The sequence below is a fragment of the Orrella dioscoreae genome, from assembly GCF_900089455.2.
GTDB classification, from domain to species: domain Bacteria; phylum Pseudomonadota; class Gammaproteobacteria; order Burkholderiales; family Burkholderiaceae_B; genus Orrella; species Orrella dioscoreae.
Map to the genome: position 1 here is coordinate 1,595,319 of NZ_LT907988.1, position 20,308 is coordinate 1,615,626.

The following is a 20,308-nucleotide window of genomic DNA, read 5'->3' on the forward strand; positions in this document are numbered from 1 at the left end:
GCGCACCGTGCCTGCGCGGGCGCGGCAGCCTTACTCGATGCGGATGTTCGCTGCCTTCACCAACGCCGAGAATTTCGCGGTCTCGTCGCTGATCTGCTTCGTCATTTCCTCGCGCGAATTGCCTACCGGCTGTGCGCCGATCTCGGCCATGGTCTTGCCGAACTCGGGCGACTGGATGACCGCGACCATTTCCGTGGACAGTTTTGCCAGCACGGGCTCGGGCGTGCCCGCCGGCGCCAGCACGCCGAACCACGTGCCGATGTTGAAGTCCTTCAGGCCGGCCTCTGCCAGCGTCGGCACGTCGGGCAGGGCGGCCGAGCGTTCGCGGGTGGAGATGGCGAGCGCACGCAGCTTGCCCGTGCGGATGTGCGGCAGCACCGGAGTGATGGTGTCGAAGGACATCAGGATCTGGCCGCCCAGCAGGTCGGTGGTGAGCGGGCCGCTGCCCTTGTAGGGCACGTGCGTCAGCGCGGCGCCCGTCTGCGCCTGGAACTCCGTGCCGATCATGTGCTGGGCCGTGCCGTTGCCGTTGGAACCATAGGTGGCGCGCGCCGGCTCGGCCTTCAGCTGCGTGACCAGCTCCTGCACCGATTTCGCCGGGTTGCGCTCGGCGTTCACGACCAGCACGTTGGGCACCATCGCGATGGTGGTGAGCGGCGCGAAATCCTTCTGGAAATCGTAGCTCAGCCTGGGATACACGCTGGGCGCGATGGTGTGGTGCACCGCGCCCACCAACAGGGTGTAGCCATCGGGCTTGGCGCGCGCGACGTAATCCGCGCCGATGGTGGCGCCGGCGCCGGGCTTGCTTTCCACCACGACGGGCTGGCCCAGCCGCGCAGAAAGCTTTTCGCCCAGGGCGCGGGCCAGCACGTCGGTGGTGCCGCCGGGCGGGAAGGGCACGACCAGGCTGATCGGCCGGGCGGGCCAGTCCTGGGCGGCGGCGGGGCTGGCGGCCAGGCCGACAAGCACGCCGGCACCGAGCAGCAGGGCTGCGGCAGGCGTGGCCAGGCGGGGCAATGACAGCCGGGGCAAGGATTGCGCGTGAGTCTTCATGTCCTGTCTCCTCGTTTTATCGATCTGCGTCGTCTTCGTTTTTATGGGCACTGATGACTGGCAAGGTGCAAGTCGGCGGGAGGCCGGCGCGCGGCCGCCTCCCGCGCGCGGGCTCAGGCGGCCTTGCGCGTGGCTGTTTGCGCCAGGTAATCGCAGACGGCCTGCGTGACGGTGGCCGTGCCAGCCTGGCCGCCCAGGTCGCGCGTGTGCAGCGCGGGATTGGCCGTGACGTGTTCGATGGCCTGCATCACGCGCGCGGCGGCTTCGTCTTCGCCCAGGTGTTCCAGCAGCATCACCACCGACCAGAAGGTGCCGATGGGATTGGCCAGGCCTTTGCCCATGATGTCGAAGGCCGAACCGTGGATGGGCTCGAACATCGAGGGATAGCGGCGTTCGGGATCGATGTTGCCGGTGGGCGCGATGCCCAGGCTGCCGGCCAGCGCGGCGGCCAGGTCGCTCAGGATGTCGGCGTGCAGGTTGGTGGCCACGATGGTGTCCAGCGTCGCGGGGCGATTGACCATGCGCGCGGTGGCGGCATCCACCAGCTCCTTGTCCCAGCGCACGTCGGGGAACTCGCGCGCCACCTCGGCGGCGATCTCGTCCCACATGACCATGGCGTGGCGTTGCGCGTTGCTCTTGGTGATGACGGTCAATTGCTTGCGCGGACGGGAAGCCGCCAGGCGGAAGGCATGGCGCAGGATGCGCTCGACGCCGGCGCGCGTCATGATGGACACGTCGGTGGCGGTCTCGATCGGATGGCCCTGGTGCACGCGGCCGCCCACGCCGGAATACTCGCCTTCGGAGTTCTCGCGCACGATCACCCAGTCCAGGTCCTTCGGGCCGCAGCGCTTGAGCGGCGCATCGATGCCGGGCAGCACGCGGGTCGGACGCACGTTGGCATACTGGTCCAGGCCCTGGCAGATCTTCAGGCGCAGGCCCCACAGCGTGATGTGGTCGGGAATGTCGGGGTCGCCGGCCGAGCCGAACAGGATCGCGTCCTTGTCCAGCAAGGCGTCCAGGCCGTCGGCCGGCATCATGACGCCGTGGGCGCGGTAATAGTCGCCGCCCCAGTCGAAGTTCTCGAAGTCGAAACGGAAGCGGTCGCTGGTGGCGGCCAGCTGTTCCAGCACTTGCTGGCCGGCGGGAATCACTTCCTTGCCGATGCCGTCACCGGGAATGGTGGCGATGGCGTAGGTCTTCATGCGGGGCTCCTCGATAAGCTGAATGCGTGTGCGATCCACCGGGGCACTATAGGAAGCGGCGGGCCGCCGCGCGTCCCGCTATAGTGAAAGCATTGTTTACCTGTGTTTAACAATGGGACATCACATGGCCAATGCGATACAGCCGGCGGACCTGGGGTTCTTCTCGGTGCTGGCAGGCGCCGGCAGCCTGAGCGCGGCCGCGCGCGAACTGGGCATCACGACGCCGGCGGTCAGCCGCCACCTGGCGCAGATGGAGGCGCGCGCGGGCGTGCCGCTGGTCAATCGCAGCACGCGCCGCATGAGCCTGACGCCCGACGGCGAGGTCTATCTGGAACATGCGCGCCGCATCCTGGATGCCTTGCGTGAAATGGAAGAGTCGCTGGGCGTTTCGCGCGCGGTGCCCAAGGGGCTGCTGCGCGTGAATGCCACCCTGGGCTTTGGCCGCAGCCATGTGGGGCCGCTGATCTCGCGCTTCGTGCAGAAGCATCCCGAGGTCGACGTGCAGTTGCAGCTCTCGGTGAACCCGCCGCCGCTGTCGGAGGACGCCTTCGACGTCTGCGTGCGCTTCGGCGCGCCGCGCGAGGCGCGTGTGGTGGCGCGCCGCATCGCGCCCAACCGCCGCCTGCTGTGCGCGGCGCCCGGCTATCTTGCGCGCCGCGGCACGCCGCGCACGCCGGCCGACCTGGCCCACCACAACTGCATCGGCATCCGCCAGGGCGAAGAGGCCTATGGCTTGTGGCGGCTCACGCATGGACGCGGGAAACAGGCGCGCACCGACGCGGTGAAGACCTTCGGCAACCTGGCCACCAATGATGGCGAGATCGCCGTGAACTGGGCGCTGGCCGGCCACGGCATCCTGATGCGCGCGGAATGGGACATCGCGCGTTATCTCGCGTCGGGCGAACTGGTGCAGGTGCTGCCGAGCTACGCCACGCCGGACGCCGACGTCTATGTCGTGTACGCGCCGCGCCACCGGTCGGCGGCGCGCGTGCGGGCATTCGTGGATTTCGCGGCCAGCGCATTATCATGCTCGCCATGACTTCCGCGACGATTCCTCCCGTGACCGAACGCCTCGCCCGGCTGCGCGCCGCCCTCAAGGATGCCGGCCTTCACGCCTGCATCGTGCCCTCGTCCGATCCACACCTGTCGGAATACCTGCCGGAATATTGGCAGGGCAGGGAGTGGTTCTCCGGCTTCACCGGCTCGGCCGGCACGCTGGTGGTCACCCCGGATGCCGCGGGCGTCTGGACCGACAGCCGCTATTGGGAGCAGGCCGAGCGCCAGCTTGCCGGCACGGGCGTGGACCTGTTCCGCCAGCCCGGCGAGCATGGCGATCCGCTGGCCTGGCTGGCCGGGCATGCGCCGGCGGGCGCCCGCGTCGGCGTGGATGCCCAGGTGCTGTCGCTGTCGGCCGCGCGCCGCCTGCGCGACACGCTGGAAGACGCAGGCCTGGTGGTGGTGGACGACGCCGATCCGCTGGCGCGCGCCTGGCCCGAGCGGCCGGGCCTGCCCGCCGCGCCGGTGTATGAACATGACGCGGCCTATGCCTGCCAGCCGCGTTCGGAAAAACTGGCTGCCGTGCGCGAGGCCATGCGGAAGGCCGGCGCCGGCTGGCACCTGGTCTCCTCGCTCGACGACATCGCCTGGCTGTTCAATCTGCGCGGCGCCGACGTCGACTACAACCCGGTCTTCCTGGCGCATGCCTTGCTGGGCCAGGATGCCGCGCGTCTTTACGTGGCGCCGGGCAAGGTGCCGCCCGCGCTGGCGGCCGCGCTGGCCCAGGACGGCGTGACGCTGGAACCGTACGAGGCCATCGTCGACGCGCTGGCCAGCCTGCCCGGCGACGACACGCTGCTGGTCGATCCGGCCCGCGTGACGGCGGGACTGCTGGCGGCGGCGGGCGCCGCCATCGTCGAGCAGCTCAATCCCTCGCAGTTGCTGAAATCCGTGAAGTCCGAGGCCCAGGCCGCCCACGTGCGCCGCGCCATGGAGGAAGACGGCGCGGCGCTGTGCGAATTCTTCTCGTGGTTCGAGGCGGCGCAGCGCGCGGGCCTGCCGGTCACCGAAATCACCATCGACGAGCAGTTGATCGTGGCGCGTGCCCGCCGCCCGGCCTATGTCTGCCCCAGCTTCCCCACCATCGCGGCCTACAACGCCAACGGCGCCATGCCGCATTACCGGGCCGAGCCCGCGCACCATGCGGCCGTCGAGGGGAACGGGCTGTTGCTGATCGATTCGGGCGGGCAATACCTGAACGGCACCACCGACATCACCCGCGTGGTGCCGGTGGGCACGGTCTCGGCCGAGCAGAAGCGTGACTACACCCGCGTGCTGAAGGGCATGATCGCGCTGTCGCGCGCGCGTTTCCCGCGCGGCCTGCCGGCGTCGGCGCTGGATGCGCTGGCCCGCGCGCCCATCTGGGAGGGCGGGGCGGAGTATGGGCACGGCACCGGCCACGGCGTGGGCTATTTCCTGAACGTGCACGAAGGCCCGCAGGGCATTTCCTTCCGGGCCCAGCCCGGGCCGCACACCGGCATGCAGCCGGGCATGATCACGTCCAACGAGCCGGGGCTGTACCGCCCGGGCCGGTGGGGGATCCGGATCGAGAACCTGGTGCTGGCCGTGCCGGCGGAAACGACCGAGTTCGGCGAGTTCCTGCGCTTCGAGACGCTGACCCTGTGCCCCATCGACACCCGCTGCATCGCCGCCGGCCTGCTGCGGCCGGACGAGATCGCATGGCTGGATGCCTATCACGCCGAGGTGCGCGACCGTCTGTCCCCTTATTTGTCGGGCGAGGCGCTGGCCTGGTTGCGCGAGCGCACCCTGCCGCTGGACGACGCCCCGGTGGGCGAGGCCTGAGGCTTGCCGCCCCGTTTTCCGTAGGGAAACGTAAAAGTCGGCCCGGGCCTCGAAGCCGGTCCGCGCGGCCAGCTATAATCCAAATTTCCCGCACGCGTCCGGTCGCCCCGGACGCTACAGACGATGACCAAGTACGTATTTGTCACCGGCGGCGTGGTGTCTTCCCTGGGCAAAGGGATCTCCGCCGCTTCGCTCGCCGCCCTCCTCGAGTCGCGCGGCCTCCAGGTGACGCTGCTCAAGCTCGATCCCTACATCAACGTCGACCCGGGCACCATGAGCCCGTTCCAGCACGGCGAGGTGTTCGTGACCGAGGACGGCGCCGAAACCGACCTGGACCTGGGCCACTACGAGCGCTTCATCACCGCGCGCATGCGCAAGGTGAACAACTTCACCACCGGCCAGATCTACGAATCGGTCCTGCGCAAGGAGCGCCGCGGCGACTACCTGGGCAAGACCGTGCAGGTCATCCCGCACATCACCAATGAAATCCAGGACTTCGTCGCCCGTGGCGCCGATGCCGCCTGGAATGGCGCCACCGACGTCGCCATCGTGGAAATCGGCGGCACGGTCGGCGACATCGAGTCGTTGCCGTTCCTGGAAGCCGCGCGCCAGATGAGCCTGCGCCTGGGCCGCAACAACGCGGCCTTCGTGCACCTGACGCTGGTGCCCTACATCGCCTCGGCCGGCGAGCTGAAGACCAAGCCCACGCAGCATTCGGTGCAGAAGCTGCGCGAGATCGGCATCATCCCGAACGCGCTGCTGTGCCGCGCCGACCGCCCGATCCCCGATGACGAGCGCGCCAAGATCTCGCTGTTCTCGAACGTGCCGCAAGACGCCGTGATCTCGGTCTGGGACGTCGACTCGATCTACAAGATTCCCGCCATGCTGCAGAAGCAGGGCCTCGACTCGCTGGTCTGCGAAGCCCTGGGCCTGACGCCCCCGCCCGCCGACCTGTCCATGTGGGACGGCCTGGTCGATGCGCTGGAGCATCCCGAGCACGAAGTGCGCATCGGCATGGTCGGCAAGTACGTCGACCTGACCGAATCCTATAAATCGCTCAGCGAAGCCCTGGTGCACGCCGGCATCCACACGCGCAGCCGCGTGGTGGTCGAGTACATCGACTCCGAGGAAATCGAGGCCAACGGCACCGATGCGCTGAAGCACCTGGACGGCATCCTGGTGCCCGGCGGCTTCGGCAAGCGCGGCACGGAAGGCAAGATCGCCGCCATCCGCTACGCCCGTGAAAACAAGGTGCCCTACCTGGGCATCTGCCTGGGCATGCAGCTGGCCGTCATCGAGTTCGCCCGCCACGTGTCGGGCCTGGGCGGCGCCAACAGCACCGAGTTCGATCCTTCCGCGCCGCACCCCGTGGTGGCCCTCATCACCGAGTGGATGGACCGCGAAGGCAAGGTCGAGACCCGCAGCGAAACCTCGGACCTGGGTGGCACCATGCGCAAGGGTTCGCAGCGTTGCCCGGTCAAGAGCGGCACGCTGGCCCAGCGCATCTATGGCGACGAGGTCAACGAACGCCATCGCCACCGCTACGAAGTGAACAACGTGTACGTGCCCCGCCTCGAAGAGGCCGGCATGGTGATCAGTGCGCGCACGCCCACCGAGAACCTGCCCGAGATGATGGAGCTGCCCGGCCACCCCTGGTTCGTCGGCGTACAGTTCCACCCCGAGTTCACGTCCACGCCGCGCGACGGCCACCCGCTCTTCAGCAGCTACATCCGAGCCGTGCTGGCCCACCAGACCGAACGCGCGCAGACCGCCGCCGCCTGAGCCCCGCCCAAGGACCCCGACCGCCCATGACCGATCGCGCAGCCACTCCCGCCCCGCAGGCCTCCGGCCAGGACACCATCCGCCTGTGCGGCTTCGAGGCGGGGCTGGCGCACCGCTATTTCCTGATCGCGGGTCCCTGCGTGATCGAGTCGCGCGAGATGGCATTCGAGACGGCGGGCAAGCTGAAGGAAATCACGTCGCGCCTGGGCATTCCCTTCATCTACAAAAGCTCCTTCGACAAGGCCAACCGCAGCTCGGGCACGTCCTTCCGCGGCCCCGGCATGGCCGAGGGCCTGAAGATCCTGGCCGACGTGCGCGATGCGCTGGGCGTGCCGGTGCTGACCGACGTGCACGAGATCGACCAGATCAATGAAGTCGCCGCGGTGGTGGATGTGCTGCAGACGCCGGCCTTCCTGTGCCGCCAGACCGACTTCATCCGCGCCTGCGCGGCCAGCGGCAAGCCGGTCAACATCAAGAAGGGCCAGTTCCTGGCGCCGCAAGACATGAAGCAGGTGGCCATCAAGGCGCGCGAGGCCTCGCTGGCCAGCGGCAACGACGGCCGCAACATCATGGTCTGCGAGCGCGGGGCGTCCTTCGGCTACAACAACCTGGTGTCGGACATGCGGTCGCTCGCCATCATGCGCGACACCGGCTGTCCGGTGGTGTTCGACGCCACCCACTCGGTGCAGCTGCCGGGCGGGCAGGGCACGTCCTCGGGCGGCCAGCGCGAATTCGTGCCGGTGCTGGCGCGCGCGGCCGTGGCCGTGGGCGTGGCGGGTCTCTTCATGGAAACCCACCCGAACCCCCGCGAGGCCATGTCCGACGGCCCGAACGCCGTGCCGCTGGACAAGATCGAAGCCCTGCTGGAGACGCTCGTGGCGCTGGATGCGGCGACCAAGCGAGCGGGCTTCATCGAAAACGCTTTCAACTGAAGGAGCCGCCTTGAGCGCCTATCTCATCGCCGACGTCTCGGTGAGCAACCCGCAGCAGTATGAAGACTACAAGCGACTGTCGTCGCAGGCGATGGCCGAGCATGGCGCCAAGGTGCTGGTGCGCGGCGGCCAGACCCAGCACCTGGAAGGGCGCGAACCGGGCCGCACCGTGCTGCTGGAGTTTCCGAACGTCGAGGCGGCGCAGGCCTTCTACGAGTCCGAGACCTACCGCGCCGCCCGCCAGGCACGCGAGGGCGCGGCCGTCATGAATATGTTCATCGTTCAAGGGATCTGAAGATCATGAGTGCAATTGTCGACATCATCGGCCGCGAAATCCTCGATTCGCGCGGCAACCCCACCGTCGAATGCGACGTGCTGCTGGAGTCCGGCGCCATGGGCCGCGCGGCCGTGCCCTCGGGCGCGTCCACCGGCGCGCGCGAAGCCATCGAGCTGCGCGACGGCGACAAGGCCCGCTACCTGGGCAAGGGCGTGCTGCGCGCCGTGGAAAACCTGAACACCGAAGTGTCCGAAGCCCTGATGGGCCTGGATGCCCAGGAACAGACCTTCGTCGACCGCACCCTGATCGAGCTGGACGGCACGGAAAGCAAGGAACGCCTGGGCGCCAACGCGCTGCTGGCCGCCAGCATGGCCGTCGCCCGAGCGGCGGCCGACGAGTCCGGCCTGTCGCTGTACCGCTACTTCGGCGGCAGCGGCGCCATGAGCATGCCCGTGCCGATGATGAACGTCATCAACGGCGGCGCGCACGCCAACAACACGCTGGACATGCAGGAGTTCATGATCCTGCCGATCGGCGCGACCAGCTTCCGCGAGTCGCTGCGCATGGGCGCCGAAGTGTTCCACGCCCTGAAGAAACTGATCCACGACCAGGGCATGTCCACCGCCGTGGGCGACGAAGGCGGCTTCGCCCCCAACGTGGCCAACCACGAAGCGGCCATCCAGCTGATCCTGCGCGCCATCGAGAACGCCGGCTATGAAGCCGGCTCGCAGATCGCCCTGGGCCTGGACTGCGCCAGCTCGGAATTCTTCCGTGACGGCAAGTACCACCTGGCCGGCGAAGGCGGCGTGTCGCTGTCGGCTCAGGAGTTCACCAACCTGCTGGCCACCTGGTGCGACAAGTACCCGATCATCTCGATCGAGGACGGCATGGCCGAGAACGACTGGGAAGGCTGGAAGCTCCTGACCGACCAACTGGGCAAGCGCGTCCAGCTGGTGGGCGACGACCTCTTCGTCACCAACACCAAGATCCTGAAGCAGGGCATCGACCAGGGCGTGGCCAACTCGATCCTCATCAAGATCAACCAGATCGGCACGCTGACCGAAACCTTCGCCGCCATCGAGCTGGCCAAGCGTTCGGGCTACACCGCCGTGGTCTCGCACCGTTCGGGCGAAACCGAGGACTCCACCATCGCCGACATCGCCGTGGCCACCAACGCCATGCAGATCAAGACGGGTTCGCTGTCGCGTTCGGACCGCATGGCGAAGTACAACCAGCTGCTGCGCATCGAGGAAGAGCTGGCCGAAGTCGCCCACTACCCCGGCCGCGAAGCCTTCTACAACCTCCGCTGACCCCTCACGTGATGCTCGCTCCAATCCAGGGCGCAGCGGAGCCGGCTTTGCCGGTCCACCAGCGCCGCCCCCCTGGGGGGGAGGCGCGCAGCGCCTCGGGGGGGCGCTAAACCATGCGTTTGCTATTCCTGGTCCTGGCTGCCCTGTTGTGCCTTATCCAGTACCCATTGTGGCTGGGCAAGGGCGGCTGGTTCACGGTCTGGGACCTGCAGGGCCAGGTGGCGGCGCAGCGCGAGGTCAATGACGGCTTGCGTACGCGCAATGCGGCGCTGGACGCCGAAGTGCGCGATCTCAGCGACGGCACCGAAGCCGTCGAGGAGCGCGCACGCGGCGAACTGGGCATGATGCGCGACGGCGAAGCCTTCGTGCAGATCCTGCCGCCGGGCGTGGCGCCCCCCCAGATCACGGCGCCGCCGCCGCCGAAGAAACCTGGGGCTGCCGCGCCCCCTGCGCGCCAGGCGCCGCGATAGCAAACCCGCCTCTGGCGGGTTTTTTGCTGCAGGCCTGTCGTGGGTGTCGTGGCGAGGTTCAAGGCGCCATCACGATCTCTCCCTGTGCCTGCGACCAGTCTGCCGGCCACGTCGACAGGCTCTGCATCGTCAGCTGCAACTCCAGCACGATGGGCAGCAGGCCCGCGCGTGCCATGGCCTGGCCTTCGGCATCCCGCCGTTCCCTGCCCAAGGCCCGTGCCAGCGCGCCCAGGCCGGGCGTGAGCGGCGCATGCAGGTAACGCAGTCGCAGATGCAGCACCGCGGCGTCGAAGACGGTGTCGCCCGAGCGGGGCCCCCGGCCGCCGGGCCAGCGTTGCCGATGCGCCGCGTGGCGTTCAGGCAGGTAGTCCGGCGACAGCGCGTCCACCGGGGCGGCGTGGAAACCGCCGCTGCGATTGCCACCGTTGAAGTCCAGGAAATGCGCGCGGCGCGGCGACAGGATGTCGATGCGCCAGGCCGGCAGGCCAGCGGCCTGCGCACGCCGGACATGCGCCTGGCGCAGCCGGGCGCGTGCGCCGGTCGGGGAGGCCGTGGCATAGAGCGGCAGCAAGCCGGTCTCGAAGGCATCCGCCATGCTGCCCGGCGCCAGCCCCGCCGTGCTGCCGGCACGCGCCGCTTCCAGCAGCGCCACGCCCAGCAGTTGCCGCGTCCGGTGCCAATGCGCGGTCTCCAGTGCGGCCAGGGCAAGCCCGAGCAGCACGGTGGCCGCGACCGTGAACTCGATCATGGCCGCGCCATGCGAGGCAGGAGGAAGGGAGGGGAGCGGGCGCATGACGGACAGTCTGCGCAAGGCCTGGTCCCGCGTCGATGCGGGCTTGCCGCGACGGATGTTCGTGCGCGGGCGGCGTCAGGACGAGCTTGCGGCGCCAGGCGCGCCGCCCGGCGTCATCCGCGCGTCAGTGCAGCGTCGGCGTGCCGCTGCCGTCTTCGGCGGGCTTCAGCGGGTCGCCCAGGAACAGTTCCGCGCAGTCCACCGGATCGAAGGAATAGGGCTTGCCGCAGAAGTCGCAGGTGACGTCGACCTTGCCGCGTTCTTCCAGGATGGATTCGACTTCCTTGGCGCCCAGCATGCGCAGCATGTCGGCCACCTTCTGCTTCGAGCACGGGCAATGCCAGCGCACGGGCAGCGGCTCGAAGGCCAGCAGGCTTTCTTCCCAGAAGAGGCGGCGGATGATGGTGTCGCTGTCGGTCGACAGCAGTTCCTCGGCCTTCAGCGTGCCCGCCAGGTGACAGGCGCGGTCCCAGGCGTCCAGGTCGTTGCTGGCCAGTTGCGTGTCGGTGCCGTGGCCACCTTCGCCGGGCAGGCGCTGCAGCAGCACGCCGGTGGCCTTGGCGTCGTCGGCCGCCAGCCACAGGCGGGTGTCCAGCTGCTCGGAGGCCAGCATGTAGTGCTCCAGCACCTCGGCCACGGTCTCGCCTTCCAGCGGCACCACGCCCTGGTAGGCGGTCTGGCCCGGCAGCTTGTCGCGCGGGTCCAGCACGACGATGAAGCGGCCCTTGCCATGCGTGTTCAGCAGGCTTTGCAGCGTGCCGTCCTCGGGCAGTTCATGGTCTTCGCGCAGCTTCACGGTGGCGCGCAGGCTCAGGTCGCCGCGGCATTCCACCACCAGCAGGGAGATCGGGCCGTCGCCGTGCATCTGCAGCACCAGCGAGCCGTCCAGCTTCAGGTTGCCGGCCAGCAGCGTGGCGGCGGCCACCAGTTCGCCCAGCAGCTTGCGCACGGTGGGCGGATACTGGACGTGCGACTGGGCATGACGCCAGGTGTCGCGCAACTCGGCGATCTGCACCTTCACCTGGCGGTCTTCGAAGAGGTATTTCTTGAGCGTATCGGTCATGGGAGGATGTTAGCCGATCCGCCTGCGGCCACTCCCCCGATGAGCCCTCAGCCGATGCGCTTGAGCTGCTGGCGGTATTCCCGGCCGCGCTCGACGTAATGCCGGGTGTTCTTGTGCATGTTGGCGATCTCGTCGGCGGACAGCTCGCGCACGACCTTGCCGATGCCGATGACCAGCGAGTTGTCGGGAATCTCGCGGCCTTCCGGCACGATGGCGCCCGCGCCGATGAGGCAGTTGCGGCCGATCACCGCGCCGTTCAGCACGATGGCCTGCATGCCGATCAGGGCGCCATCCTGGATGGTGCAGCCGTGCAGCATGGCCTGGTGGCCCACCGTCACGTGCTTGCCCACGGTCAGGGGCGAGCCCTTGTCCACGTGCAGCACGCTCGATTCCTGGATGTTGCTGCCTTCGCCGATCACGATGGGCTCGTTGTCGCCGCGGATGGTGACTTGCGACCAGATGCTCACGCCCGCACAGAGCGTGACGTCGCCGATGATGTCGGCCGATTCGAAGACGAAGCTGTCTTCATGGATGGTGGGGGTCTGCGCGTTCAGTTGATAGATGGCCATGTCTCGTGGTCTGCCGCGTGGCCGCGGTCTGGAAGGGGAAAGGAGAAGCCGGCCCGGGGAGGCCGGCTGCGTGGCCGGCAGGGGCTGCCGGCGAGGGGCGATCAGGTTGGCGTGCTAGTGGTCAGCGGGGGGAGGCCGGCGGGCAGGCCTGCACGGCCTTGCTCGCGCAGGCGCAGCACCCGGCGCTGCACCTTGCCGGTGGCGGTCATGGGCAGGGCGTCGAGGTACTCGATGTCCTTGGGGTACTGGTACGGCGCGAGCCGCGTGCGCACGTGCGCCTGCAGCAGCTCGGTCAGCTCGGCCGGGTCGCGCTGGGCATAGTCGGGGGTCAGCACGACATAGGCCTTCACCACGTTGCCGCGCTCGGCATCGGGCTTGGGCACCACGGCGGCATTGGCGACCGCAGGGTGGTCGATCAGGCAATTCTCGATTTCACCCGGCCCCACCCGATAGCCCGAGGTCTTGAAGACGTCGTCGGCGCGGCCGGCGTACCAGAAGTAGCCGTCCGCATCGATGCTGGCGAGGTCGCCCGTGCGGCACCAGTCGCCCGAGAACTTGGCCTGGGTGGCGGGCTCGTTGCGCCAGTAGCCCAGGAACAGGATGGGGTCGGGATGGCCGTGGATGTCGTGGCGGTTCAGCGCGATCTCGCCGACCTCGCCCGTCTTCACGGGCTGGCCCAGCTCGTCGAGCACCGCGACCTGGTGGCCCGGATAGGCGCGGCCCATGCTGCCCGCGCGTGCGGGCCACTTCTGGCCGCTGTTGCCGATCAGGTAGTTCATCTCGGTCTGGCCGAACATCTCGTTGGGCGTGATGCCCAGCGCGTCCCGGCACCAGTTGAAGACCGCCTCGCCCACGCTCTCGCCCGCGCTCATGATGCTGCGCAAGGCCAGGCGGTACTGCGCGCGCGGTTCGGGCACGGCCTTCATCATCATCTTCAGCGCGGTGGGGAAGAGGAAGGTGTTGGTGACGCGGTAGCGTTCCAGGATCTCGAAGGCGCGCTCGGGGGTGAAGCGGCCACGCGCGCCGACGATGGGCGTGCCGAAATAGAGGCTGGGCAGCAGCGCGTCCATCAGGCCGCCGGTCCAGGCCCAGTCCGCGGGCGACCAGAAGACGTCGCCCGGCTGCGGGAACCAGTCCTGCGAGGCCACGAAGCCGGGCAGGTTGCCGATCAGCACCGCGTGCGGCAGCAGGGCGCCCTTGGGCGCGCCGGTGGTGCCGGAGGTATAGAGCAGGATGGCGGGATCCGAGGCGCGGGTATTGGCCGGGCGGAAATGCGGCAGTTGGCGCGCCAGCAGCGAGCGCCACGGCAGGATGTGTTCGTCCTTGACGTCGATGCCGATGATCTGGCGCACGGCGGGGCAACGGTCGGCGGCGGCCAGCAGGTTGGCGCAGGAGCTGTCGTCCACGATGGCGACGCGCGCTTCCGAGTCGCGCAGGCGCTGCTCCAGGGCATCGGGACCGAACAAGGGGGACAGCGGCAGGACGACGGCGCCCACGCTGTGGATGGCGATGTGGGCGACGACGGTTTCGGGGCGCTGCCCCAGCGCGACCGCCACGCGGTCGCCACGGCCCACGCCCATGCGGACCAGGCCGTTGGCGAGCTGGTTGGCGGTTTCGGCCAGGCGGGCGTAAGTCCAGACTTCCCGGTTGCCGGCTTCGTCCTCGATGTAGAGGGCAATGCGGCGGGCGTCCAACGAACTGTCGGCCCAGCGATGACAGCAGGCCTGGGCGATATTGAAGGCCGGCGGCACCAGCCAGCGAAACGAGTGGTAGAGCGCCTGGTATTGGTCGGTCATGGCCCTGTGCAGCAGCGCGGGTTACACCTTGCGGAGGTCACGGGCACGAGCCGGGCGCCAAGGCCAGGGCCGGCGCCCGCGCCGACGTTCTTTCAAGGTGCAAGCATGACCCAGGAGGCCGCTAACTGCAAGAACGCGGCTCAGCTTCCCGCATTGTCTAAGGGTTTGTACGGATGCTTGCCGTGGCGGCGCAGCGAGGACGGCAGCGCGGGCAGGGCCAGCGGGCGCGGCGTGTGGGGCCGAGCCGCCTGCTGGCGCCCCAGGCGTTCCACCGGCACGTGCGACCAATCCAGCAATTCCAGCTTGCCATCGTGGTGTTCGGCCAGGGCCGACAGGCTTTCCACCCAGTCGCCGTCGTTGCAATACAGCACGCCCTCGACCTCGCGGATCTCGGGGCGGTGGATGTGGCCGCAGACCACGCCGTCCAGGCCGCGCTCGCGGGCGGAGCCCGCCAGCGCCTGCTCGAAGTCGGTCATGAAGGCCACGGCGTTCTTGACCTTGTGCTTCAGGTATTGCGACAGGGACCAATAGGGCAGGCCACGGCGGCGGCGCAAGGCGTTGTAGTGGTTATTCAGCCACAGCGCGAAGGTGTAGAGCCGGTCTCCCACGTGGGCCAGCCACTTGCCGTGCTGGATCACGTGATCGAACTGGTCGCCGTGCAGCACCAGCAGGCGCCTGCCATCGGCGGTCTGGTGGATTTCCTCGTCCTGGATCTCGATGTCGCCGAAAGCGTAGCCGATGAAGTCCCGGGCGAATTCGTCGTGGTTGCCGGGGATGAAGACCACCCGGGTGCCGTGGCGCGCCATGCGCAGGATCTTCTGCACGACGTCGTTGTGCGAGCTGGGCCAGTGCCAGCTGCGGCGCAGCGCCCAGCCATCGACGATGTCGCCGACCAGATACAGGGTCTTGGCCTGGTTGTGCTCCAGGAAATCGAGCAGGAAGTCCGCCTTGCACCCGGAGGTACCCAGGTGGATGTCGGAGATCCAGAGCGTGCGCCAGTGGGTGATCTTGGGGGAGGTCACGATGGCTTCCTGTAGTGGGGGCTTGTCCACTATGGAACCATTTTGCGGTGACCACCCTGTGACCGAGCGGTGACGGGCTTATGACAGGGACCCCGGGAGGGCGTCCCCGCAAGGCGGCATCAGGCTGCGGCGGGGACCGCGGGCTGGGTGCTGACCAGGCGCGTGCCGGCCAGCCTGTCATGCAGGAATTGCCCGCCGTCGCGGCCGCCCCACGTGCCCAGGAAGTTCATGAACGGGGTGAAGACGATGAGGCTGTTGGCCGAGGCCCAGCCCGTGCTGGCCGACAGGGCCCAGACGCCGGCGGCGGCCGCCAGCGGCAGCACCCACATGAGCACGTAGCGCAACACCAGCCGGCCCAGGCCGGGGATGGCGCCGCGCGCATCCACCAGGCGGATGTGCCAGGTCTTCATGGGCAGGGTCTGCCCGCCCATGCGCCAGCACAGCAGGAAGTAGGCGCCGATGGCCAGGAACACCATGGCCTGGCGGGCGTGGCGCAGCGTCAGGCCGTGCCGGCTCTGGGTCAGCGTATCGAAGAGATAGGTGGCAAGGAACACCACGGCGAAGAGCAGCACGCCTTCGTACATCATGCAGGCGAAGCGGCGCAGGCGCCCGGGCACGGGGGCGGTGGCATCGAGGATGGGGGCGGTCTGGCTCATGATGGGGACGTATTATCCCGGAAAACCGCCGCCTGGCCTTGCGCTTTCCTTGCGCTGGCGCAGGACTTCAAGGCGAGGCGGGGGCGGGCTGGTCCGCCCCCGCCTCGGCCCAATCCGCCGGCAAGGCATTGCCGGCCAGCGTCGAGACGAAGGCCGCCGTGCGCGGGTGGGTCGAGGCCTGGAACAACTGCCGCGGCGTGCCGGCCTCGACCAGCGCGCCGTTCTCCAGGAAGGCCACCTGCTGCGAAATGGCGGCGGCCAGGCGCAGGTCGTGCGTGGCCATCAGCATGGTCATGCCTTCGGCCGCCAGCGCGCGCAGCACGTCGACGACTTCACCGGCCAGGGTCGGATCCAGCGCCGAGGTCGGTTCATCGCACAACAGCACGCGCGGCGAGGGCGCCAACGCGCGGGCGATGGCGACGCGCTGCTGCTGGCCACCCGAGAGCGTGGCGGGCCAGGCATCTGCCTTGGCGGCCATGCCGACCTTCTCCAGCAGCTGCATGGCGCGTTCGCGGGCCTGGGCGCGGCGCCATTTCTGCACGGTGACCAGGCCTTCCATGACGTTTTCCAGCGCGGTCCGGTGCGGGAACAGCTGGAAGTTCTGGAACACCATGCCGGTCTGGCGGCGGACCTGTTGCAGCGTCTCGGCCGGCAGCCGCGCGCCGGTGAACGACACCGACACCTCGCCCAGTTGCAGGGCGCCGCGCTCCGGCACTTCCAGCAGGTTCACGCAGCGCAGCAGCGTGCTCTTGCCGCTGCCCGAGGGCCCGATCAGCGAGGTGACGCTGCCTTCGGGAATGGCCAGGTCGACGCCGTGCAGCACGGTGTTGCCGTCGAACTGCTTGACGATGCCTTGCAGTCCGATCATCGCAACTTCCCGGCGAAGGTGGCGTGCTGGCCGTAGCGCCGCTCCAGCCGTGTCTGCGCGGCCGACAGCACCGAACTGAACAGCAGGTAGATCAGCGCCGCCAGGACATACAGCACCAGCGGTTCATAGGTGACGGCCGCGATGCGCTGGGCCTGCTGGAAGATTTCGGGCACGGTCAGCACCGCAGCCAGCGAGGTGTCCTTGACCAGCGAGATGAAGGAGTTGGCCAACGGCGGCACGGCCACGCGCGCGGCCTGCGGCAGCACCGTGCGCCGCATGGCCTGGCCGCGTGACATGCTGAGCGAATAGGCGGCTTCCCACTGGCCCTTGGGGATGGATTCGATGGCCGCCCGGATCACTTCCGAGTTGTAGGCGCCCACGTTCAGCGTGAAGCCGATCAGCGCGGCGGGTAGCGGATCCAGCACGATGCCCACGCTGGGCAGACCGTAGAAAATCACGAAGAGCTGCACCAGCAGCGGCGTGCCGCGGATCAGCCAGACGTAGAAGCGCACCAGCTGGACCAGTGGCCAGGGGCCGAACAGCCGGATCAGCGCGACCAAGAAGGCCAGGGCCAGTCCGGCGGCGAAGGACAGGAGGGAAAGAGGAACGGTGAATTCCAGTCCTGCCTGCAGCAATGGCCAGAAGGAATCTGCCATCAGCTGCAGCCAGGCCGGCACCACCGATGTCACGGTGTCGGTCGGCATGCGGGGCGGGCGCTACCTGCTTGGGTAAGGGCTTGCGGCAGGGGAAGTCTTATTGCGTCGAGACGTCGACGCCGAAATACGTTTCCGAGATCTTCTTGTAGGTGCCGTCGGCGCGGATGTCCTTCAGGGCCTTGTTGATGGCGTCGCGCAGTTCGGGGTTGTTCTTGCGCAGCAGCACGCCCGAGGCGTTCACGTCCTTGCCGGAAGCATAGGCCACGGCCTGCACCGGCGCATTCGGTTTCTGCTTCTTGAAGTCCAGGTAGGACAGCTTGTCGTTGACGGTGGCGTCCACGCGGCGCGACAGCAGCAGGTCCACCGATTCGTTGAAACCCTGCACCGGCACGATCTCGGCGCCGTAGGACTGCGCGAGCTTGCCGAAATTGCTGGTCAGCGTGTTGGCCGAGCGCTTGCCCTTCAGGTCCTCGAAGGTCTTGATGCTGGTGTTGTCGTTGCGCACCACCAGCGCGGCGGGCGAGGTGATGTAGGCGTCGGAAAAGTCGTACTTGGCCTGGCGGGCTTCGGTGATGCCGACCTGGTTGATGACCGCGTCGTAGCGCTTCACATCCAGCCCGGCGATCAGGCCGTCCCATTTGCCTTCGACGAATTCGGCTTTCACGCCCAGGCGTTCGGCGATCGCGCGGCCGATCTCGACGTCGAAGCCGGTGAGCTTGCCGTCCTGATGGAAGCTGAAGGGGGCATAAGTGCCCTCGGTGCCGATCTTGATCACGCCGGCCTTGCGGATATCGTTCAGGCCCGACTGGGCATGGGCCACGCCCAGGGCGGCAAGCTGAAGGAGGCCGGCGGCCAGCACGCTGCGGAAGGAAAGGGAAATCATCGCGAGGCTCCGAAAAGGGCGGCTGCCCGGGAAAGGATGCGCTCACTGTAGCAATGGCCCATTCTGCCAACAACGACGATTTTCAGTTGGTTTAATTTCTATAAGTTATTAGTGAATGTGCTCGGGCGGCAGAAAAAAGCGAAAAAAAAGCCCATCGAAACCGATGGGCTTAAAAAGGGGCCTTGGCAGCCCCCAAGGGGAAAAACGGCTCACTGCAATAACGCTTACTGCAAGAATTCTGTACTGCGGAATACTTTAAGACCTTTGTCAGACGGCAGGTAGCGTTGTTTCGCTTGGTCACTGCATGCACCGTGTCGAGGCGTGCCGTGGACCCCTCCGTCTGGAAAACAGCGCACTGATGCTGTCGTCTAGGGTTAACCCGAATTATAGGGATAACCCTTTTGGAACGCAATCTTTTGGTGCGTCGCAGCGCGACGTTGCACCGTGACAACGAATTCATGCACCATCTTTGTGCCGATTGCTGCCTTCGACCAGGTCGAAGGCGAACAGGCGGCAGTCCAGCGCGCCATTGTGCACGGGCGTGCGGCGGTGGGCCTTCAGCCGCAAGGCCTGCGGGAATTTCAGGTCGCTGGTGATGACGTTCAGGTGCCAGCCGGCATAGTGGCGCTTCAGTTGCGCGGCCCACTCCGGCCACAGCGTTTCCTGCGCGTGCATGTCCAGGCGTTCGCCATAGGGCGGATTGGTCACGATCCAGCCGCTGTCGGCGGGCGGCTGGGCCGTGCGCGCGTCACCCACCTCGAAGCGGATGGTCTCGGCCGACAGCCAGGCGCGCTCGGCGTTGCGTTGCGCGGCGGCAATGGCGGCAGGGTCGCGGTCGATGCCCACGAGCGGCGCCTCCAGCTGCGGCAGCACATTCGCCCGCGCTTCCTGGCGCAGGCGATCCCAGGCGCGGCTGTCATGGTCGCGCAGCCGCTCGAAACCGAAAGGACGCGAAATGCCGGGCGGCACGCCCAGGGCGATCCAGGCGGCTTCGATGAGGATCGTGCCGCTGCCGCAGAACGGATCCATGAGCGGCGCGGCCGGGTCCCAGCCAGCCAGCGCCAGGAGGCCGGCGGCCAGGTTCTCGCGCAATGGGGCTTCGCCCTTGTCCAGGCGCCAGCCGCGCTTGAAGAGCGATTCGCCCGAGGTGTCCAGGTAGAGCGTGGCGGTCTCGGCGGTCAGGAAGAGATGCACGCGCGCGTCGGGGCGCACGGTGTCGATGCTGGGACGCTCGCCTTCGCGGTCACGCAGGCGGTCGCAGATGCCGTCCTTGGCGCGCAGGTTGCAGAACTGCAGGCTCTTCATGGGGCTGCGGATGGCCGAGGTGTCCACGCGCAGCGTGTGCTCGGGCCCGAACCAGCGTTCCCAGGGCGTGGCGCGAGCCAGTTCCAGGATGTCGTCCTCGTGCTGGATCGGCGCGTGCGCCACCTGCACCAGCACGCGCGTGGCCAGGCGCGAATACAGGTTGGCGCGTTCGACGCCGGTCCAGTCCGCGGTGAAGCGGGCGCCGGCGCGGTCCGCCTGCGCATCCTCGAAGCCCAGGGCCTGCAGCTCGATGGTCAGCGCCTCTTCCATGCCTTGGGGGCAGGGAGCGAAGACGGTGTAGCGCTCGCTGTCGTCGCGGGCACGAACGGCGGCGTGCGCACGCGGTGCCGGGCGCGGCGCCGGCCGGGCGTCCTGGGTTGCCTCGTCTTCCAGGAGGTCATCCCAGGACGCGGCAACGGGCGCATCGTCGTGCACCCGGGCGGGACGGGGGCCGGCACCCGTCCCGCCAGCAGGGCGCGTGTCGCGGCGCGTTTCGCGCTGTCCGTCACGCTGCATGTTGCGCAGCGGCCTGCCGCCTTCGCGCGGCGCGCGCGTGGGGGGGCCGGCGGAAGCGGCGTCGCTGCGGCGCGGGGCGGGCGTGTCGTCCGCGCGCCGTGCCGATGACTGTTCCTTCACGCGCACCTGCTGCGCGACCTGGCGCGCGCGCGCGCCGGTCCGCTTGCGCGGGCCGTCATCGTCGCTGGCCGGGGTGGCGCTGCGTTTGACGGTTTTCAGCGACAGCGTTTTGCGCGGAGGATCCGCATCTTGGGAGGACATGGGCAGGACTCGAAAAAATGACGAACCGCGCGCGC

General features: G+C 68.3%; 19 protein-coding genes. 7 read left to right on the forward strand and 12 right to left on the reverse strand.

Annotated features, from left to right (window positions below):
• Nucleotides 1-30 precede the first annotated feature (30 nt).
• Nucleotides 31-1,053 (reverse strand): Bug family tripartite tricarboxylate transporter substrate binding protein, encoded by a 1,023-nt coding sequence (locus ODI_RS07415; protein ID WP_082985524.1) that lies wholly within the window; start codon nt 1,051-1,053, stop codon nt 31-33.
• 113 nt (nt 1,054-1,166) lie between these two features.
• Nucleotides 1,167-2,255 (reverse strand): tartrate dehydrogenase, encoded by a 1,089-nt coding sequence (locus ODI_RS07420; RefSeq protein WP_067759782.1) that lies wholly within the window; start codon nt 2,253-2,255, stop codon nt 1,167-1,169.
• A 124-nt stretch (nt 2,256-2,379) separates the two neighbouring features.
• Between ODI_RS07420 and ODI_RS07425 the strand changes: the two genes are divergently transcribed.
• From ODI_RS07425 to ftsB, 7 genes are all read left to right on the forward strand, one after another.
• Complete coding sequence (locus ODI_RS07425) at nt 2,380-3,294, forward strand: LysR substrate-binding domain-containing protein (RefSeq protein ID WP_067759779.1); 915 nt, start codon at nt 2,380-2,382, stop codon at nt 3,292-3,294.
• Nucleotides 3,295-3,305: 11 nt separating this feature from the next.
• Nucleotides 3,306-5,114 (forward strand): aminopeptidase P family protein, encoded by a 1,809-nt coding sequence (locus ODI_RS07430; RefSeq protein ID WP_408635938.1) that lies wholly within the window; start codon nt 3,306-3,308, stop codon nt 5,112-5,114.
• Between the two features lie 123 nt (nt 5,115-5,237).
• Entirely contained in the window at nt 5,238-6,896 is a 1,659-nt protein-coding gene (locus ODI_RS07435) for a CTP synthase (protein ID WP_067759777.1), read from the forward strand.
• A 26-nt stretch (nt 6,897-6,922) separates the two neighbouring features.
• The gene (gene kdsA, locus ODI_RS07440; protein ID WP_098020868.1) at nt 6,923-7,828 is read left to right on the forward strand and encodes a 3-deoxy-8-phosphooctulonate synthase; all 906 of its coding nucleotides are present in this window, start codon (nt 6,923-6,925) and stop codon (nt 7,826-7,828) included.
• Between the two features lie 10 nt (nt 7,829-7,838).
• Nucleotides 7,839-8,123, forward strand: coding sequence for a DUF1330 domain-containing protein (locus ODI_RS07445; protein ID WP_067759774.1), 285 nt, complete (start codon nt 7,839-7,841; stop codon nt 8,121-8,123).
• 5 nt (nt 8,124-8,128) lie between these two features.
• Nucleotides 8,129-9,415 carry a phosphopyruvate hydratase gene (eno, locus tag ODI_RS07450; RefSeq protein ID WP_067759772.1) on the forward strand — a complete coding sequence of 429 codons (1,287 nt, stop codon included), beginning with the start codon at nt 8,129-8,131 and terminating at the stop codon, nt 9,413-9,415.
• Between the two features lie 113 nt (nt 9,416-9,528).
• The gene (gene ftsB / locus ODI_RS07455; protein ID WP_067759770.1) at nt 9,529-9,885 is read left to right on the forward strand and encodes a cell division protein FtsB; all 357 of its coding nucleotides are present in this window, start codon (nt 9,529-9,531) and stop codon (nt 9,883-9,885) included.
• A gap of 58 nt (nt 9,886-9,943) precedes the next feature.
• Here ftsB and ODI_RS07460 read toward each other — a convergent pair whose 3' ends face one another.
• The 10 genes from ODI_RS07460 to ODI_RS07505 all read right to left on the reverse strand — a co-directional run bounded on the left by ODI_RS07460 (nt 9,944) and on the right by ODI_RS07505 (nt 20,273).
• Nucleotides 9,944-10,678 carry a hypothetical protein gene (locus tag ODI_RS07460; protein ID WP_067759768.1) on the reverse strand — a complete coding sequence of 245 codons (735 nt, stop codon included), beginning with the start codon at nt 10,676-10,678 and terminating at the stop codon, nt 9,944-9,946.
• 124 nt (nt 10,679-10,802) lie between these two features.
• Nucleotides 10,803-11,741: an Hsp33 family molecular chaperone HslO gene (hslO, locus tag ODI_RS07465; RefSeq protein WP_067759766.1), complete on the reverse strand. Its 939-nt coding sequence runs from the start codon at nt 11,739-11,741 to the stop codon at nt 10,803-10,805.
• 47 nt (nt 11,742-11,788) lie between these two features.
• Nucleotides 11,789-12,310, reverse strand: a complete 522-nt coding sequence (locus tag ODI_RS07470) for a gamma carbonic anhydrase family protein (protein ID WP_067759763.1) — start codon at nt 12,308-12,310, stop codon at nt 11,789-11,791.
• Between the two features lie 101 nt (nt 12,311-12,411).
• The gene (locus tag ODI_RS07475; protein WP_067759761.1) at nt 12,412-14,106 is read right to left on the reverse strand and encodes an acyl-CoA synthetase; all 1,695 of its coding nucleotides are present in this window, start codon (nt 14,104-14,106) and stop codon (nt 12,412-12,414) included.
• 140 nt (nt 14,107-14,246) lie between these two features.
• Nucleotides 14,247-15,158 carry a UDP-2,3-diacylglucosamine diphosphatase gene (locus ODI_RS07480; RefSeq protein WP_408635913.1) on the reverse strand — a complete coding sequence of 304 codons (912 nt, stop codon included), beginning with the start codon at nt 15,156-15,158 and terminating at the stop codon, nt 14,247-14,249.
• A gap of 89 nt (nt 15,159-15,247) precedes the next feature.
• On the reverse strand, nt 15,248-15,784 hold the full coding sequence (locus tag ODI_RS07485; protein WP_067759756.1) for an RDD family protein: 537 nt from the start codon (nt 15,782-15,784) through the stop codon (nt 15,248-15,250).
• A gap of 67 nt (nt 15,785-15,851) precedes the next feature.
• Entirely contained in the window at nt 15,852-16,652 is an 801-nt protein-coding gene (locus tag ODI_RS07490; protein ID WP_067759753.1) for an amino acid ABC transporter ATP-binding protein, read from the reverse strand.
• Nucleotides 16,649-17,329: an amino acid ABC transporter permease gene (locus ODI_RS07495; protein WP_067759848.1), complete on the reverse strand. Its 681-nt coding sequence runs from the start codon at nt 17,327-17,329 to the stop codon at nt 16,649-16,651. Before ODI_RS07495 ends, ODI_RS07490 begins: the two co-directional genes overlap by 4 nt.
• Nucleotides 17,330-17,405: 76 nt before the next feature.
• Nucleotides 17,406-18,191 carry an amino acid ABC transporter substrate-binding protein gene (locus tag ODI_RS07500; protein WP_067759751.1) on the reverse strand — a complete coding sequence of 262 codons (786 nt, stop codon included), beginning with the start codon at nt 18,189-18,191 and terminating at the stop codon, nt 17,406-17,408.
• Between the two features lie 456 nt (nt 18,192-18,647).
• On the reverse strand, nt 18,648-20,273 hold the full coding sequence (locus tag ODI_RS07505; RefSeq protein ID WP_067759749.1) for a THUMP domain-containing protein: 1,626 nt from the start codon (nt 20,271-20,273) through the stop codon (nt 18,648-18,650).
• Nucleotides 20,274-20,308: the final 35 nt, after the last annotated feature.

What these genes read in the sequence shown, in the direction of transcription:
- ODI_RS07415 (WP_082985524.1), bottom strand. Translation starts at nt 1,053, where the DNA reads ATGAAGACTCACGCGCAATCCTTGCCCCGGCTGTCATTGCCCCGCCTG.
- ODI_RS07420 (WP_067759782.1), bottom strand. Translation starts at nt 2,255, where the DNA reads ATGAAGACCTACGCCATCGCCACCATTCCCGGTGACGGCATCGGCAAG.
- ODI_RS07425 (WP_067759779.1), top strand. Translation starts at nt 2,380, where the DNA reads ATGGCCAATGCGATACAGCCGGCGGACCTGGGGTTCTTCTCGGTGCTG.
- ODI_RS07435 (WP_067759777.1), top strand. Translation starts at nt 5,238, where the DNA reads ATGACCAAGTACGTATTTGTCACCGGCGGCGTGGTGTCTTCCCTGGGC.
- kdsA (WP_098020868.1), top strand. Translation starts at nt 6,923, where the DNA reads ATGACCGATCGCGCAGCCACTCCCGCCCCGCAGGCCTCCGGCCAGGAC.
- eno (WP_067759772.1), top strand. Translation starts at nt 8,129, where the DNA reads ATGAGTGCAATTGTCGACATCATCGGCCGCGAAATCCTCGATTCGCGC.
- ftsB (WP_067759770.1), top strand. Translation starts at nt 9,529, where the DNA reads ATGCGTTTGCTATTCCTGGTCCTGGCTGCCCTGTTGTGCCTTATCCAG.
- ODI_RS07460 (WP_067759768.1), bottom strand. Translation starts at nt 10,678, where the DNA reads ATGCGCCCGCTCCCCTCCCTTCCTCCTGCCTCGCATGGCGCGGCCATG.
- hslO (WP_067759766.1), bottom strand. Translation starts at nt 11,741, where the DNA reads ATGACCGATACGCTCAAGAAATACCTCTTCGAAGACCGCCAGGTGAAG.
- ODI_RS07470 (WP_067759763.1), bottom strand. Translation starts at nt 12,310, where the DNA reads ATGGCCATCTATCAACTGAACGCGCAGACCCCCACCATCCATGAAGAC.
- ODI_RS07475 (WP_067759761.1), bottom strand. Translation starts at nt 14,106, where the DNA reads ATGACCGACCAATACCAGGCGCTCTACCACTCGTTTCGCTGGCTGGTG.
- ODI_RS07485 (WP_067759756.1), bottom strand. Translation starts at nt 15,784, where the DNA reads ATGAGCCAGACCGCCCCCATCCTCGATGCCACCGCCCCCGTGCCCGGG.
- ODI_RS07490 (WP_067759753.1), bottom strand. Translation starts at nt 16,652, where the DNA reads ATGATCGGACTGCAAGGCATCGTCAAGCAGTTCGACGGCAACACCGTG.
- ODI_RS07500 (WP_067759751.1), bottom strand. Translation starts at nt 18,191, where the DNA reads ATGATTTCCCTTTCCTTCCGCAGCGTGCTGGCCGCCGGCCTCCTTCAG.
- ODI_RS07505 (WP_067759749.1), bottom strand. Translation starts at nt 20,273, where the DNA reads ATGTCCTCCCAAGATGCGGATCCTCCGCGCAAAACGCTGTCGCTGAAA.